The following is a 13,130-nucleotide window of genomic DNA, read 5'->3' as shown; positions in this document are numbered from 1 at the left end:
CTTACGAAGGAACACTTTCCGGTTCGGACCCGCCCTCGGCGTCGACGCGGCTGATCGCTTCGGCCGCGCGCTGCAACGCGGGGAGCGTCTGCAGCGCCTTGTCCGGTGTCAGCCGCATGACGGGCGCCTGCACGGCGACGCAGAGGTTGGCGCGTCCCGGCACGAGGACCGCGACGCACACCAAGCCGGGCAGGAACTCCTCGTCGTCGAGCGCGAAACCGTCGCGGCGGATGCGGGTGAACTCGGCTTCGAGCGCGTCGAGGTCGGTGAGGGTCTTGTTCGTGTACTGCTTGAGCGGCGCGTGCGCGAGCAGTTTCCGCCGCTGGGCCGGGCTCATCTGCGCGAGGATCATCTTGCCGCTGGCCGAACAGTGGATCGGCACTCGTGAGCCGGGCCGGAGATAGAACCGCAGCGGTTCCGGTGTCTCCACCCGGTCGAGGTAGACGATCTCGTTGCCCGACAACGTGGTCACGTTGCAGCTCTCGCCGAGTTCGTCGACGAGGTGGCGCAGGACGGCGTGCCGGGCGCCGTGGTGGGTCGCGTTGAGGAGCAGGTTCTCCGCGAGCCGTCGCAGCCGGTGGCCGGTGCCGTAGTGGCGTCCGTCGGCCTGGCGGACCAGCAGGCCGGCCCCTTCGAGCTGCTGCAGCATGCGGTGCAGCGTCGGTTTCGGCAGGCCGGTCTCCTCGACGAGCCCCTGCAGGGAGACCAGCTGGTCCTTGGCGGCGATCAGCTCGAGCAGGGAGAACAGCCGCATGGTCGGCGTGTCCCCGTTGATCGGATCGGGTTCGCGAAGCAGCTCCATGTTCCGAAAAGTAGCACATGGCGTCTCGGTTTCCAGGATCTGACGTTGACGCTCGGCGATCCGCGTCCTATCGTCGGTCGCATCCTGATTTCAGGAACGCCACGTATCGTTTTTTGTAAATCTGCCTGTCGAAGGAGCGGAACATGACGGAACGGAAGACGGGTGACGGCCGCGTGGTCGTCAGCGGCCGGAAGAAGATGACCCCGTCCGAGGCCTTCGTCGAGACGCTCGTGGCGAACGGCGTCACCGACATCTTCGGCATCATGGGCTCGGCGTTCATGGACGCGATGGACATCTTCGCGCCGGCGGGTATCCGGCTGGTACCGGTCGTGCACGAGCAGGGCGCCGGGCACATGGCCGACGGCTACGCCCGGGTGAGCGGCAGGCACGGTGTCGTCATCGGGCAGAACGGCCCGGGTATCAGCAACTGCGTGACCGCGATCGCGGCCGCGTACTGGGCGCACAGTCCCGTGGTCATCGTGACGCCGGAAGCTGGAACGATGGGCACCGGCCTCGGTGGCTTCCAGGAGGCCAACCAGCTGCCGATGTTCCAGGAGTTCACCAAGTACCAGGGACACGTCAACAACCCGAAGCGGATGGCGGAGTACACCGGCCGGTGCTTCGACCGGGCGCACTCCGAGCTCGGCCCGACGCAGCTCAACATCCCGCGCGACTTCTTCTACGGCGAGATCGAGGCCGAGATCCCCGAGCCCGCCAGGCTCGACCGCGGTCCCGGCGGCGAGCGGAGCCTCGACGAGGCCGCGGCATTGCTGGCCACGGCGGAGTTCCCGGTGATCATCTCCGGCGGCGGTGTCGTGATGGCCGACGGCGTCGAGGAGTGCAAGGCGCTCGCGGAACGTCTCGGCGCGCCGGTGGTGAACAGCTACCTGCACAACGACTCGTTCCCGGCGAGCCACCCGCAGTGGTGCGGGCCGCTGGGGTACCAGGGTTCCAAGGCCGCGATGAAACTGATCTCGCAGGCGGACGTCGTGATCGCGCTCGGCTCGCGGCTCGGCCCGTTCGGCACCTTGCCGCAGCACGGCATGGACTACTGGCCCAAGGACGCGAAGATCATCCAGATCGACGCCGACCACAAGATGCTCGGCCTGGTCAAGAAGATCACCGTCGGCATCTGCGGTGACGCCAAGGACGCGGCGGTCGCGCTGACCAAGCGGCTCGCGGATCGCACGCTGGCCTGTGATTCCACAAAGGACGCTCGCGCGGCGAAGATCAAGGCGGAGAAGGACGCGTGGGAGGCTGAACTCGACGCCTGGACCCACGAGACCGATCCGTTCAGCCTCGACATGATCGCGGAGCAGGAAGGCGAGGAGGGCAACTGGCTGCACCCGCGGGAGGTGTTGCGGGAGCTGGAGAAGGCCATGCCGCCGCGGGTGATGGTGTCGACCGACATCGGCAACATCAACTCGGTCGCGAACAGCTACCTGCGCTTCGAGGAGCCGCGCAGCTTCTTCGCGCCGATGAGTTTCGGCAACTGCGGCTACGCGCTGCCGACCATCATCGGCGCCAAGGCCGCGGCGCCCGACCGGCCCGCGATCTCCTACGCCGGCGACGGCGCGTGGGGGATGAGCATGGGCGAGATCATGACCGCGGTCCGGCACGACATCCCCGTCACCGCGGTGGTGTTCCACAACCGGCAGTGGGGCGCGGAGAAGAAGAACCAGGTCGACTTCTACAACCGGCGATTCGTCGCGGGTGAGCTGGAGAGCGAGAGCTTCGCGGGGATCGCGAAGGCGATGGGCGCGGAAGGTATCGTGGTCGAGAAGCTCGACGAGGTCGGCCCCGCCCTGCAGCGCGCGGTCGACGCGCAGATGAACGAGGGCAAGACGACCGTCATCGAGATCATGTGCACCCGTGAGCTGGGCGACCCGTTCCGGCGGGACGCGCTCTCCAAGCCGGTGCGGTTCCTGGAGAAGTACAAGGACTACGTGTAGAGCGGCATTTTGCGCGTGAAGGCCCCCTTCCCTCGGCTCAGCCGAGGGAAGGGGGCCTTCACGCGCTTTGCGATCGGGCTGGACGGCTGGGGGTGGCGAGCGTCCCAATTCCTTCATGAACGCCTCTCCGCTGCCCTTGGGCTGGTTGTTGGGGCAGGGCACGTTGCGAAAGCCACTTTCGCAACCTTCAACGTTGCGAAAGTGGCTTTCGCAACGTCGATGCGGTGGGCCGGCGTGGGTCTGGCTGGTGGGTGGGTCGCGAAAGCCACTTTCGCGACGTCTGATGTCCCGAAAGTGGCTTTCGCGACACGGCGAGCGACCCGGTGGGGACGAATTGGCCCATCGAACGCAGCCGCTGCCGCGTAGTGCACCGCGAAAGCCACTTTCGCGACATGGGCGCCCCGGCCAACTGGACCCATCGAACGCCGCCGCTCTGGTGCTGGGCCGGTGCCAGCCGGGTTGCGAAAGTCAGGGCACAGACTCGTGTCTCGAAGGAGGTCTCCGGTGGACGTCACCCAGCTGCGAGCGCAGGCCCGCAGGCATCTCGGCCCGCACTTCACCCGCAAGGACACCTGGGCCTCGGATTTCCCGGTGTTCGTACGCGGCGAGGGAAGCTACCTGATCGACACCGAAGGACGCCGCCATCTCGACGGTCTTGCCGGGCTCTTCTGCGTCAACATGGGCCACGGGCGCGCCGACATCGCCAAGGCCGCCGCCGACCAGGTCGGCACCCTGGCCTACGCGAGCAACTGGGGTTCGGCGCACACGCCGGCGATCGAGGCGGCCACGCTGCTGGCAGAGCTCGCGCCCGGCGACCTCGGGACGACGTTCTTCGTCAACTCGGGCTCCGAGGCGGTCGAGACCGCGCTGAAGTTCGCCCGGCAGTATCACCGCAGCCAGGGGCAGCCCGAGCGGACGAAGATCATCAGCCGGGACATGGCCTACCACGGCACGACCATCGGTGCCCTCTCGGTGACCGGGCTGGCGAAGATCAAGGAGCCCTTCGGCCCACTCATGCCGGGCGTCCGGCACGTGCCGAACACGTTGGGGCTGCTGGGAGACTGCGGCCCGGCGTCCGATTTGGACTGTGTTGCGGCGATCGAGCGGGTCATCCTGGAGGAAGGGCCGGAGACGATCGCGGCGCTGTTCGCCGAACCGGTGCAGAACGGCCGCGGCGCGCTGGTGCCGCCGAAGGGATACTGGCCCGCTTTGCGCGCCCTGTGCGACAAGTACGGCATTCTCCTCGTGTCCGACGAGGTCATCTGCTCGTTCGGCAGGCTGGGGCACTGGTTCGGGCACGGTGTCACCGGGGTCGTGCCGGACCTGATCACCTTCGCCAAGGGTTCGACGTCGGGGTACGCGCCGCTCGGCGGGGTGATCGTGCGCGAGAAGCTGGTCACCGAGCTGTACGACTCGCCGAAGGGTGGCGTCTTCACCCACGGCGCGACGTGGGGCGGGCATCCGGTCGCCACCGCCGTCGCCGTCGCGAACCTCACCGCGATGCGGGACGAGCGGGTGCTCGACAACGTGCTCACCGAGGGCCCGGAGCTGTTCTCCGCGCTGAACTCGCTCAAGTCCGCGCACCGCTGCGTCAAGGACGTCCGCGGCACCGGGTTCTTCTACGCCATCGAGCTGATGGCCGACCGTGACAGCGGCCGGGAGCTGACCGAGGCCGAGTCCTTGAAGGTGCTTCGGGAGGTGCTCCCGGAGGCGTTCCGCCGCACGGGTGTCATCCTCCGCGGCGACGATCGCGGCGCGACGATGTTGATGATCTCGCCGCCGCTCGTCGCCGACCGCGAGGTGCTCACCGAGCTTCTCCACGGTGTCGACGCGATGCTCAACGACGTCGAGAAGGCCGTCCAGCCCTGATCCTCTGTTCACCACGTGGGGGCCGCCGTCTTCCGGCGGCCCCCGCTTCGTCCGTGGAGGTACTTCGATGAGCCTGACCACCGAGGTCACGCCGGACGTCACGCTCGACGGCTGGCGGGAGGCGTTGCGCGGCCGGGATCTCCGCGTCGCCTTGCCGGACGGCGACGACGATCGCGCCGTCCGCGCCGCGCTGAAGCTCCGGGACGAGGGAATCGTGCACCCGCTGCTTTTCGGTGACGGGGCGCGTCTTCGCGCGGCAGGGGCCGCGGAGGAACTGATCGTGGACGTCGCGGAAGCCCTCGCCGACGACCGGACCGAGGCCGCCCTGGCGGCGGGATTCGCGCGTCGTCCGGAGAACCTCGACGCCGCCCGGCGCGATCCGGTGTCCGTGGCGGCCGCGGCCTTGCGGGCGGGCGTCGTGGACGCTTGTGTCGCCGGCGCGACCCGGCCGACCGCGGACGTTCTGCGCGCGGGGCTCCGGATCGTGGGTCTCGCGCCGGGAGTGTCCACTTTGAGCAGTTGCTTCCTGTTGCTGCTCCCGGACGGGCGGCGGCTGACCTTTTCGGACTGTGCCGTGGTCCCCGAGCCGGGCGCGGACCAGCTGGCGGACATCGCCCTCGCCGCCGCGGCGACCCATCGCGGCCTGACGGGCGAAGACCCCGTGGTCGCGATGCTTTCGTTCAGCACACAGGGGAGCGCCGCCCATCAGCGTGTCGACGTCGTCCGCGAGGCGACTTCGCTGGTGCGGCAGCGGGAACCAGGGCTCCCCGTGGACGGCGAGTTGCAGTTCGACGCCGCGCTGGTGGCGTCGATCGCGGCGGCCAAGGCGCCCGGATCCGCGGTCGCCGGCCGCGCGAACGTCCTCGTCTTCCCGAATCTGGACGCCGGCAACATCGGCTACAAGATCGCCGAACGGCTCGGCGGAGCCGTCGCGCTCGGCCCGATCCTCCAGGGCCTCGCCGCGCCCCTCAACGATCTCTCCCGCGGCTGCTCGGCCTCCGACATCGAGACGCTCGCGCTCCTGAGCGCCGTCCAAGCTAGCCGAGCAGGGCAAGGGTGACGTAGGCGATGGTGCCGACGAGCAGAGTGGACAGCAGGCCGAGCAGCAGGGCCCGGCCGCCGGTGCGGATCAGGGTGCCGATCCGCACCGCGCAGCCCAGGCCGAAGAGCGCTCCCGCCAGCAGCAGCGTGCAGACCACCTTGGCGACGTCGAGCGCGACGCCTGGCAGGATCCCCGTGCTCCGCACCACCACCATCGCCAGGAAACCGAGGACGAACAGCGGGACCAGCGGCGTGCGCTTGCCGCCCGCGGACGGACGGCGACGGCGTTCGTGCACGCTGACCGCCGCGACCATCGGCGCCAGCAGGACGACCCGGCTCAGCTTCACCACGACGGCGACCGCGACGGCGGCGGCTCCCGCCGGGGTGGCCGCCGCGACGACCTGCGCGACCTCGTGCACGCCCAGCCCGGCCCAGCCGCCGATCCGCAGCGCGTCCATCCCCAGCCATCCACCGAGGAGCGGGACCGCCGCGATCGCCAGGCCCCCGTAGAAGGTGACCAGGGCGACCGCGGTCGCTACATCGGAGTCTTCACGCTCGACGACGCCTTCCATCGCCGCGATCGCCGACGCGCCGCAGATGGAGAACCCGGTCGCGACCAGCATCGCGAGACCGCGTGGAACGCCGATCAGCCTGCCGAGCCCGATCGTGCCGAGGAACGTGAGGCCGACCGTCAGCACGACCGCGAGCAGGGTGCCGGGTCCGAGGGAAAGCACCGAAGGGAGCGCGAGTTGCAGGCCGAGAAGGACGACACCGGCGCGCAGGAGCTTCTTCGTCACCTTCGCGATGGCTTGCCGCGTGCCGTCCGAGAGCACCGGGAGCGAGCCGGCGAGCACTCCGAGCACGACCGCGAGCGTGAGAGCGCTGAGCACGGGAACGGCGGTGCTCAACAGGTACGCGACGGCCACGCCGAGCGCGGTGACGGCGAGACCGGTCAGATGCGGCTTCGTCCGCCGCGCATACGTGGTGCCCATGCCGACGAGCGTCGTCCGGAGAGGACGGTGCCGGTAGCCGGGAAAGCGCCGGGTAGGTCATGCAGTTTGGCTATGACTGCGCCGGAGCTGGACTCGTTGCGCCTGCTCGTTCTCGTCGGTGAACTGGGCAGTATCGGGCAGGCCGCCGCCACCCTCGGGATCGCGCAGGCTTCGGCGAGCAAGCGGCTGTCCTTTGTGGAGCGACGGCTCGGCCTGGTCCTGCTGGACCGGACCCGCCGCGGTTCCGCGCTCACCCCGGACGGCCGCGTGATCGCCGGCTGGGCACGATGCGTGCTCACCGAGCTCGACGGGCTGCTCGACGGTGCCGAGGCCCTGCGGACCCGGCACGAGGCCGGACTCCGCGTCGCGGCGAGCATGACCTTGGCCGAACACCTGGTCCCAGGCTGGATCGGCGAGCTCAACCGCGCGAACCCCAGCCTCTACCTCGGCCTGGAGGTCACGAATTCGGATCAGGTCGCCGCACTGGCCCGTGCGGGCAAGGTCGACCTCGGCTTCCTCGAGTCACCCGGTTCGCTGCCCGGTCTCACTTCGCGGAAGGTCGCGAGCGACCACCTCGTGGTGGTCGTCTCCGGTTCCCACCCCTGGGCGCGCGAACGTCGACCGCTGACTCCGGCGGAGCTCGCCGGGACGCCGCTCCTGGTGCGGGAACGCGGTTCCGGAACCAGGGAAACCGTGGACGCCGCCTTGCGCCGGGCCGGGGTGGGGCCGGTGAAACCGTTGCTGGAGCTGGGTTCCGCGTCCGCCGTCCGCAACGCCGTGATCGCGGGCGCCGGCCCCGCGGTGATCAGCGCACTGGAGGTCACCGGCCACGATCTCGTGCCCGTCGCGGTGGAGGGTGTCGACTTCGGACGCGTCCTGCGCGCGGTCTGGCCTGCCGGACGGCGCCTCGACGGCCCGGCGGCGGAGCTGCTGGCGTTGGCGACGCGCCAGCAGTCCTGAGTGGTAACTGGACCCCTTTCCCACATCGTAACTGGCCCTCGCTCAGGGCCCGACTTGTTCCTACGGTGACCGGAACCACAATGGAGCTCCCAGCGCCACCGCTCCGGCGGTGCGCGAGAAGGAGGAGACGTGACTTCAGCGTCCGACCCGGCACAGAGCAGCGGCTTGAAACCAGGGCTCAAGCAGCGACATATGAACTTGATCGCCCTCGGCGGCGTCATCGGGGCCGGGCTGTTCGTCGGCAGCGGCGTGGTCATCCAGTCGGCCGGTCCGGCCGCGGTGGTCTCGTTCCTCATCGCGGGCCTGATCACCGTGCTCATCATGCGGATGCTCGCGGAGATGACGATCGCCAAACCCGCGCTCGGCTCGTTCTACGTCTACGCGAGGGAAGCGCTCGGCAACCGCGCGGGCTTCGCCGTCGGCTGGATGTACTGGTACTTCTTCGTCATCGTCGTGGCGGTCGAAGCCGTCGCGGGCGGCCGGATCCTGCAGCTGTGGGTACCGGACGTACCACTGTGGGTGCTCAGTCTCGGCCTGCTCCTGATCCTCACCGGCACCAACATGGTCTCGGCCCGGTCCTACGGCGAGTTCGAGTACTGGTTCTCGTCGATCAAGGTCGTCGCGATCGTCGTCTTCCTGGTCGTCGGCGCCTTGTACCTGTTCGGTTTCTGGCCGGGCGCGCAGGGTGGTGTGTCGAATCTGGTCTCCCACGGCGGATTCGCGCCACTCGGGATCGGCGCGGTACTCGCGGCGGTGGTCCCGTGCATCGGCTTCTACACCGGCGCGGAGATCGTCACCATCGCCGCCGCCGAGTCCGCGGAACCGAAGAAGGCGATCGCGAAGGCCATGCGGTCGATCATCTTCCGGGTGGTGTTGTTCTACGTCGGTTCGGTGTTCCTCGTCGTCGCGATCAAGTCCTGGGACGATCCGGCGACCGCGGTGAGCCCGTACGCGGCCGTGCTGGAGGTGCTCGGCATCCCGGCGGTGGCCACGATCATGAACGCGATCGTGCTGACCGCGGTGCTCTCCTGCCTGAACTCGGCGCTCTACACCTCGTCGCGGATGCTGTTCGCGCTCACCAGCAACGGTGACGCCCCGAAGGCCTTCACCAGGCTCTCCCGCAGCGGTGTGCCGCGGCGCGCGATCCTGGCCGGGACCGCGATCGGGTACGTGTCCGTCATCGCCGCCTACACCTCGCCGGACCTGATCTTCCAGTTCCTGGTCAACTCCTACGGCGCCGTCGCGCTGTTCGTGTACCTCTCGATCGCGCTCGCGCAGGTGCGGCTCCGCCGCAGGCTGGAACGAGAGGACCCGGACAAGCTCACGCTCAAGATGTGGCTGTTCCCGTGGCTGAGCTACGCGACCATCGCACTGATGGCCGCGGTGATCCTGGCGATGGCGCTGTTGCCCTCGACGCGCTCGCAGTTCTGGCTCAGCGCGGTGACGCTCGCGTTGATCCTCCTCGGCTTCGAGATCCGGCGGCGGCGGGGGAAGCCGGTGGCGAAGGCGCCTTCCGGGCCCGTCGATCCCGTCCCGGACGAACCCGAGCGCGCCCCGGCCACCGTCCGGGAGTGAGCTGAACGGGCCGAAAGCGTCCTTCGCCGCATCCGACGCGGTGAAGGACGCTTTCCGCCCGGCTGATCACCGGCTCACCGTGAACTCCCTTGTCACGCTGGAGAGTTTTTCGGGATTGCGGACGTGATAGGCGCCGGTGACGAGGCCGTTTTCGATCCGGACCGCCAGCACGCCGTCGATCTCTCCGCCGACGCGGACCAGCAGACCGGGACCGCCGTTGACCTGTACCGGTTCGACGGACCTTTCCGCCTCGCGTTTCCACCAGCCGACCGCCAGCAGGCGAGCCACCTCGTCCGCGCCCACGATCGGCCGCGGCAGGGCGTGTTTCACCCCGCCGCCGTCGCTGAGCGCGACGACGTCCGGCGCGAGGATGTCGAGAAGGCCCTGCAGATCGCCCGTTTCCACCGCCGACTGGAACGCCTGAAGCGCGGCGCGGTGTTCGGCGGGCGACCCGGTTCCGCGCGGTCGGCGGGCGGCGACGTGGGCCCGCGCCCGATGGGCGATCTGGCGTACGGCGGCGGGAGTCTTGTCGACGGCCTTGGCGATTTCGCCGTAGCCCACGGCGAAAACCTCCCGCAACACGAAGACCGCTCGCTCGGTCGGCGCGAGTGTTTCCAGCACCAGCAGCATCGCCATCGAAACGCTGGCGGCCAGTTCGACGTCCTCGGCGACGTCGGGGGTGGTCAGCAGCGGTTCGGGTAGCCATGGGCCGACGTAGGACTCCTTGCGCCTGCCGAGCGTCCTCAGCCGCTTGAGCGCCTGCCGGGTGGTGATCCGGACCAGGAACGCGCGCGGGTCCAGCACCGTGCCTAGCTCGACGCCCGCCCAGCGCAACCAGGTTTCCTGCAGGACGTCCTCGGCGTCGGTGGCCGAACCGAGCATCTCGTAGGCCACGGTGAACAACAGGGCGCGATGGGCCACGAACGCTTCGGTCGCCGGGTCCATGGCGCCGTGGGCCTCGCGTCGTTCGCTCATGGCCGGTCCTCACCTGTTCGGGTCGATCGTGCTGTGCCCATACGACCCCGGCCGCCACCGTTTTGTGACAGTGGCCCGCGCCACACGGTCCCTCGGGCATGATCGGCTGATGCGCGTCTTGTCGGAGAGTCAGCTCGGTTCCATCCTGGCGGGCGTTCCCGCGTCACGCCCCCGGGTGGTGGTGAGCGGGAACTTCGCCACCCCGATGCGCGCGCTGAACGTGCTGGACACGGCCCTGGCGGAGTACCGGCTGTTCGCGTTGAACGCGCAGGCCGGGATGCCGGACCGCGAAGGAGTGCTGCTGGAGACGCCGTTCGTGGGCGCAGGGATGCGCGGCCGTGCCGGGCTGAGGTACTTCCCGTCGCGGTTGTCGCTGGTGCCGCAATTGCTCAAGACGGCGCTGCCGCCGGATGTCGTCCTGCTGCACACCTCGGTTCCGGTGGACGGCATGGTGTCGCTGGGGACGGAGGTGAACATCCTGCCCGCGGCGGTCGAGGCGGTGCGGGCGCGCGGTGGCCTGGTCATCGCGCAGCTCAACCCGGAGATGCCGTTCGTCCACGGCGACGGGGTTCTTCCGGTCAGCGAGATCGACTACGCCCTCGAGGCGGCCGAGCCGCTCCTGTCACCGGTCCCGCGGCCGGTGGGGGACACGGCGCGGACGATCGGCGAGCGGGTGGCGGGCCTGGTCGAGGACGGCGCGACCCTCCAGCTGGGCATCGGCGGGATCCCGGACGCGACACTGGCCGCGGTGACCGGACGGCGCGGGCTCGCGATCTGGTCGGAGATGTTCAGCGACGGCGTGCTCGCGCTCGACCGCGCCGGAGCCCTCGATCCGGCGGTGCCGGTGACGGCATCGTTCGTGTTCGGCACCGCCGAGCTGTACCGCTGGCTCGACCGCAACCCGCGGGTTCGCTTGCTGCGCACGGAAAAGACGAACGACCCCGCCGTGATCGCCCGGCAGCGTGGGCTGGTGTCGGTGAACAGTGCTCTCGAAGTGGATCTGTTCGCGCAGGCCAACGCGAGCCGGGTGCGCGGCGCGATCTATTCGGGATTCGGCGGGCAGACCGACTTCGTGGTCGGGGCGTTGCATTCGCCCGGCGGGCGGGCGATCATCGCGCTGCCGTCGTGGCATCCGAAGGCCGACGTTTCGACGGTCGTGCCGCGGCTGACCGGGCCGGTGACGTCGTTCCAGCACAGTTTCCTGGTGAGCGAGCACGGCGTCGCGACCATCTGGGGCAACGATTCGAGCGAGCAGGCGCGGCAGATCGTCGACCACGTCGCGCATCCCACCGCCAGGGAAGAGCTCGTGACGCGGGGCAGGGAGCTCGGCTTCACGCTTTCCTAGTGCCGGATCGCCTTGAGGGCAGCGCGAGTGAGCGCGGATTCACGGGAACGGCGGTGCCGGTGCCACGCGTTCGAGCTTCGTCCAGCCGGTCCAGCCTCGGGTGCGCAGCAGCTCGATCAGCCGTCGGGCCGGCGGGGCGGTGTCGAAGGCGAGAGCGTCCATCAGTGCGGCGAACGGCGGTGCGACCTCTGTGTCGCCGACGTAGGCCTCGTCCCGCTCGTCGGCCATCCGCGTGATGTAGACGGCCAGCTTGTCGGCCAGTTCGACCAGCTCGGGATCGTCGCCGATCCGGTCGAGCGCCTGCCCCAGGGTGAGATAGAAGTCGATGAGGGGCGGGTCGGCGAGCTGAGCCCGCTTGCGCGCCGCCCACTCCGGGATCCGCTCGGGTGAGTGCGCGGCCAGCAGGATCCAGCCGTCGCGCTCGACCTCGACGATCCGCTCGTCGACGCCGTGCGTCCGCAGGAGGCCGAGGATCTCGACCACCTCCGGTGGCAGCACCAGGCTGTCCCCGGAGGCGAGCCGCGCGATCCGCTCGCGATGCCGCTGCCGTTGCCGGATTTCGGCGCGCAGCCGCTCGTCGATGTCGGCGACCGCCGCGGCGAACCCGCGTTCGTCGGCCTGGAGCAGTTCCCGCACTCGCGACAGCGGGACCCCGGCTTCGGCGAGGGTTCTGATCCGGAGCAGCTCGACCACGGCACCGGCGTCGTACCTCCGATAGCCGGAACGGTCGCGCCCGGGCTCCGGCAGCAGCCCCTTGGCGTGATAGTGCCGCACGGCGCGCACCGTCACCCCCGCGTACGACGCCAGCTCACCGATGGTCAACATCCACCCAGTGTGCGGCACCGCGGATCAGCCGCGCGATCTCCCGGGCGTGGGTGACGACGAGCCGGTGGTCGGCGTCGAGCCACGACGTGGAGACGTGCGGCCGTTCCTGGACGAGCCGGTCGACTCCGGCCCGCCAGTTCTCGTTGCGCCACCGCGCACGCTCGTCGCCGCCGGTCCCGGCCATCCAGGTGGACATGATCAGGTGGATCGGGCGGTCGATCTTCCGATACCGGTCGAGGATGCCGGAGCGCACCGCGTCGATCTCGATGTTCAGGTCGAGGAAGTCCTGCGGCGAAAGCAGCACCTGACGCGCGGTGCCCGCGACCCGCTCGGACTCGTGCCGCAGTCCCTCCGCCATCGCACGGAACTCCGGCAGGTCGGCCTCGGTGAGGAACGGTTCGGGTACCGGGTTCGCGCCGTCGACGAGGACGAGCCCGGACACGGCGTCCGGATGGCCCGCGGCGTAGTGCACGGCCAGATCCGCGCCGAGCGAATGCCCCACGAGCAGGGGCGCGGCCCGCGGGCCGCGCCCCTGCTCCGCCATGACGGCGCCGAAATCGCCGAGGAACGCTTCGAAGGTGTACCGGTCGGCGGGCGAGGAGAGACCGTGGCCCCGCAGATCGAACGTCACCACGTCGTGATCACGGCGCAGGCACTCGATCAGCTCGCAAAGATCCGCCTGTGCCGTGAGCAGCCCGGGACACAGGACCAGCGGCCGCCCCCGGCCGCCGCGGGAACCCCGGATCGTGACGCCGTCGTGGTGGACCGTGAAGTGGCCGTTTCGCGTGTTCATG

Annotated in this window: 11 protein-coding genes; 6 read left to right on the top strand and 5 right to left on the bottom strand. The window is 69.7% G+C overall.

All coding sequences use genetic code 11. The annotated features are described in order from the left end of the window. Window position 1: 1 nt before the first annotated feature. A complete protein-coding gene (locus tag ACOCEP_RS35305) occupies window positions 2-802 on the bottom strand; it encodes an IclR family transcriptional regulator (protein WP_482333846.1) in 801 nt (266 codons plus the stop codon). A gap of 143 nt (window positions 803-945) precedes the next feature. Here ACOCEP_RS35305 and xsc point away from each other — a divergent pair, with 143 nt between their 5' ends. From xsc to ACOCEP_RS35290, 3 genes are all read left to right on the top strand, one after another. Continuing rightward, complete coding sequence (xsc, locus tag ACOCEP_RS35300) at window positions 946-2,754, top strand: sulfoacetaldehyde acetyltransferase (protein ID WP_482333844.1); 1,809 nt, start codon at window positions 946-948, stop codon at window positions 2,752-2,754. A 504-nt stretch (window positions 2,755-3,258) separates the two neighbouring features. Continuing rightward, window positions 3,259-4,623, top strand: coding sequence for an aspartate aminotransferase family protein (locus ACOCEP_RS35295; RefSeq protein ID WP_482333842.1), 1,365 nt, complete (start codon window positions 3,259-3,261; stop codon window positions 4,621-4,623). Window positions 4,624-4,690: 67 nt separating this feature from the next. Further along, window positions 4,691-5,683, top strand: a complete 993-nt coding sequence (locus tag ACOCEP_RS35290) for a phosphotransacetylase (RefSeq protein WP_482333841.1) — start codon at window positions 4,691-4,693, stop codon at window positions 5,681-5,683. Here the strand turns inward: ACOCEP_RS35290 and ACOCEP_RS35285 are convergent. Further along, entirely contained in the window at window positions 5,661-6,656 is a 996-nt protein-coding gene (locus ACOCEP_RS35285; protein ID WP_482333839.1) for a YeiH family protein, read from the bottom strand. The genes ACOCEP_RS35290 and ACOCEP_RS35285 overlap by 23 nt on opposite strands. 72 nt (window positions 6,657-6,728) lie before the next feature. On the opposite strand from ACOCEP_RS35285, the gene ACOCEP_RS35280 reads away from it, so the two are divergent. Continuing rightward, the gene (locus tag ACOCEP_RS35280; RefSeq protein WP_482333837.1) at window positions 6,729-7,616 is read left to right on the top strand and encodes a LysR substrate-binding domain-containing protein; all 888 of its coding nucleotides are present in this window, start codon (window positions 6,729-6,731) and stop codon (window positions 7,614-7,616) included. Between the two features lie 192 nt (window positions 7,617-7,808). Next, the gene (locus ACOCEP_RS35275; protein WP_482339875.1) at window positions 7,809-9,191 is read left to right on the top strand and encodes an amino acid permease; all 1,383 of its coding nucleotides are present in this window, start codon (window positions 7,809-7,811) and stop codon (window positions 9,189-9,191) included. 66 nt (window positions 9,192-9,257) lie between these two features. Here ACOCEP_RS35275 and ACOCEP_RS35270 read toward each other — a convergent pair whose 3' ends face one another. Further along, on the bottom strand, window positions 9,258-10,166 hold the full coding sequence (locus ACOCEP_RS35270) for an RNA polymerase sigma-70 factor (RefSeq protein ID WP_482333836.1): 909 nt from the start codon (window positions 10,164-10,166) through the stop codon (window positions 9,258-9,260). 109 nt (window positions 10,167-10,275) lie between these two features. Between ACOCEP_RS35270 and ACOCEP_RS35265 the strand changes: the two genes are divergently transcribed. After that, window positions 10,276-11,511 carry an acetyl-CoA hydrolase/transferase family protein gene (locus tag ACOCEP_RS35265; protein ID WP_482333834.1) on the top strand — a complete coding sequence of 412 codons (1,236 nt, stop codon included), beginning with the start codon at window positions 10,276-10,278 and terminating at the stop codon, window positions 11,509-11,511. 39 nt (window positions 11,512-11,550) lie between these two features. Here the strand turns inward: ACOCEP_RS35265 and ACOCEP_RS35260 are convergent, their stop codons facing one another. Together ACOCEP_RS35260 and ACOCEP_RS35255 are read right to left on the bottom strand one after the other, a co-directional pair. Further along, entirely contained in the window at window positions 11,551-12,336 is a 786-nt protein-coding gene (locus tag ACOCEP_RS35260; protein ID WP_482333833.1) for a MerR family transcriptional regulator, read from the bottom strand. After that, complete coding sequence (locus ACOCEP_RS35255; protein WP_482333831.1) at window positions 12,320-13,129, bottom strand: alpha/beta fold hydrolase; 810 nt, start codon at window positions 13,127-13,129, stop codon at window positions 12,320-12,322. Before ACOCEP_RS35255 ends, ACOCEP_RS35260 begins: the two co-directional genes overlap by 17 nt. Window position 13,130: the final 1 nt, after the last annotated feature.

The sequence above is a fragment of the Amycolatopsis sp. CA-211722 genome, assembly GCF_056828465.1.
Note: the sequence above shows the minus strand (reverse complement) of the source record. Positions and strands in the feature narration are given on the sequence as shown.

Excerpts from the sequence above, each read along its gene's own strand:
- ACOCEP_RS35305 (WP_482333846.1), bottom strand. The coding sequence starts at position 802 with ATGGAGCTGCTTCGCGAACCCGATCCGATCAACGGGGACACGCCGACC.
- xsc (WP_482333844.1), top strand. The coding sequence starts at position 946 with ATGACGGAACGGAAGACGGGTGACGGCCGCGTGGTCGTCAGCGGCCGG.
- ACOCEP_RS35290 (WP_482333841.1), top strand. The coding sequence starts at position 4,691 with ATGAGCCTGACCACCGAGGTCACGCCGGACGTCACGCTCGACGGCTGG.
- ACOCEP_RS35285 (WP_482333839.1), bottom strand. The coding sequence starts at position 6,656 with ATGGGCACCACGTATGCGCGGCGGACGAAGCCGCATCTGACCGGTCTC.
- ACOCEP_RS35280 (WP_482333837.1), top strand. The coding sequence starts at position 6,729 with ATGACTGCGCCGGAGCTGGACTCGTTGCGCCTGCTCGTTCTCGTCGGT.
- ACOCEP_RS35275 (WP_482339875.1), top strand. The coding sequence starts at position 7,809 with ATGAACTTGATCGCCCTCGGCGGCGTCATCGGGGCCGGGCTGTTCGTC.
- ACOCEP_RS35270 (WP_482333836.1), bottom strand. The coding sequence starts at position 10,166 with ATGAGCGAACGACGCGAGGCCCACGGCGCCATGGACCCGGCGACCGAA.
- ACOCEP_RS35265 (WP_482333834.1), top strand. The coding sequence starts at position 10,276 with ATGCGCGTCTTGTCGGAGAGTCAGCTCGGTTCCATCCTGGCGGGCGTT.
- ACOCEP_RS35260 (WP_482333833.1), bottom strand. The coding sequence starts at position 12,336 with ATGTTGACCATCGGTGAGCTGGCGTCGTACGCGGGGGTGACGGTGCGC.
- ACOCEP_RS35255 (WP_482333831.1), bottom strand. The coding sequence starts at position 13,129 with ATGAACACGCGAAACGGCCACTTCACGGTCCACCACGACGGCGTCACG.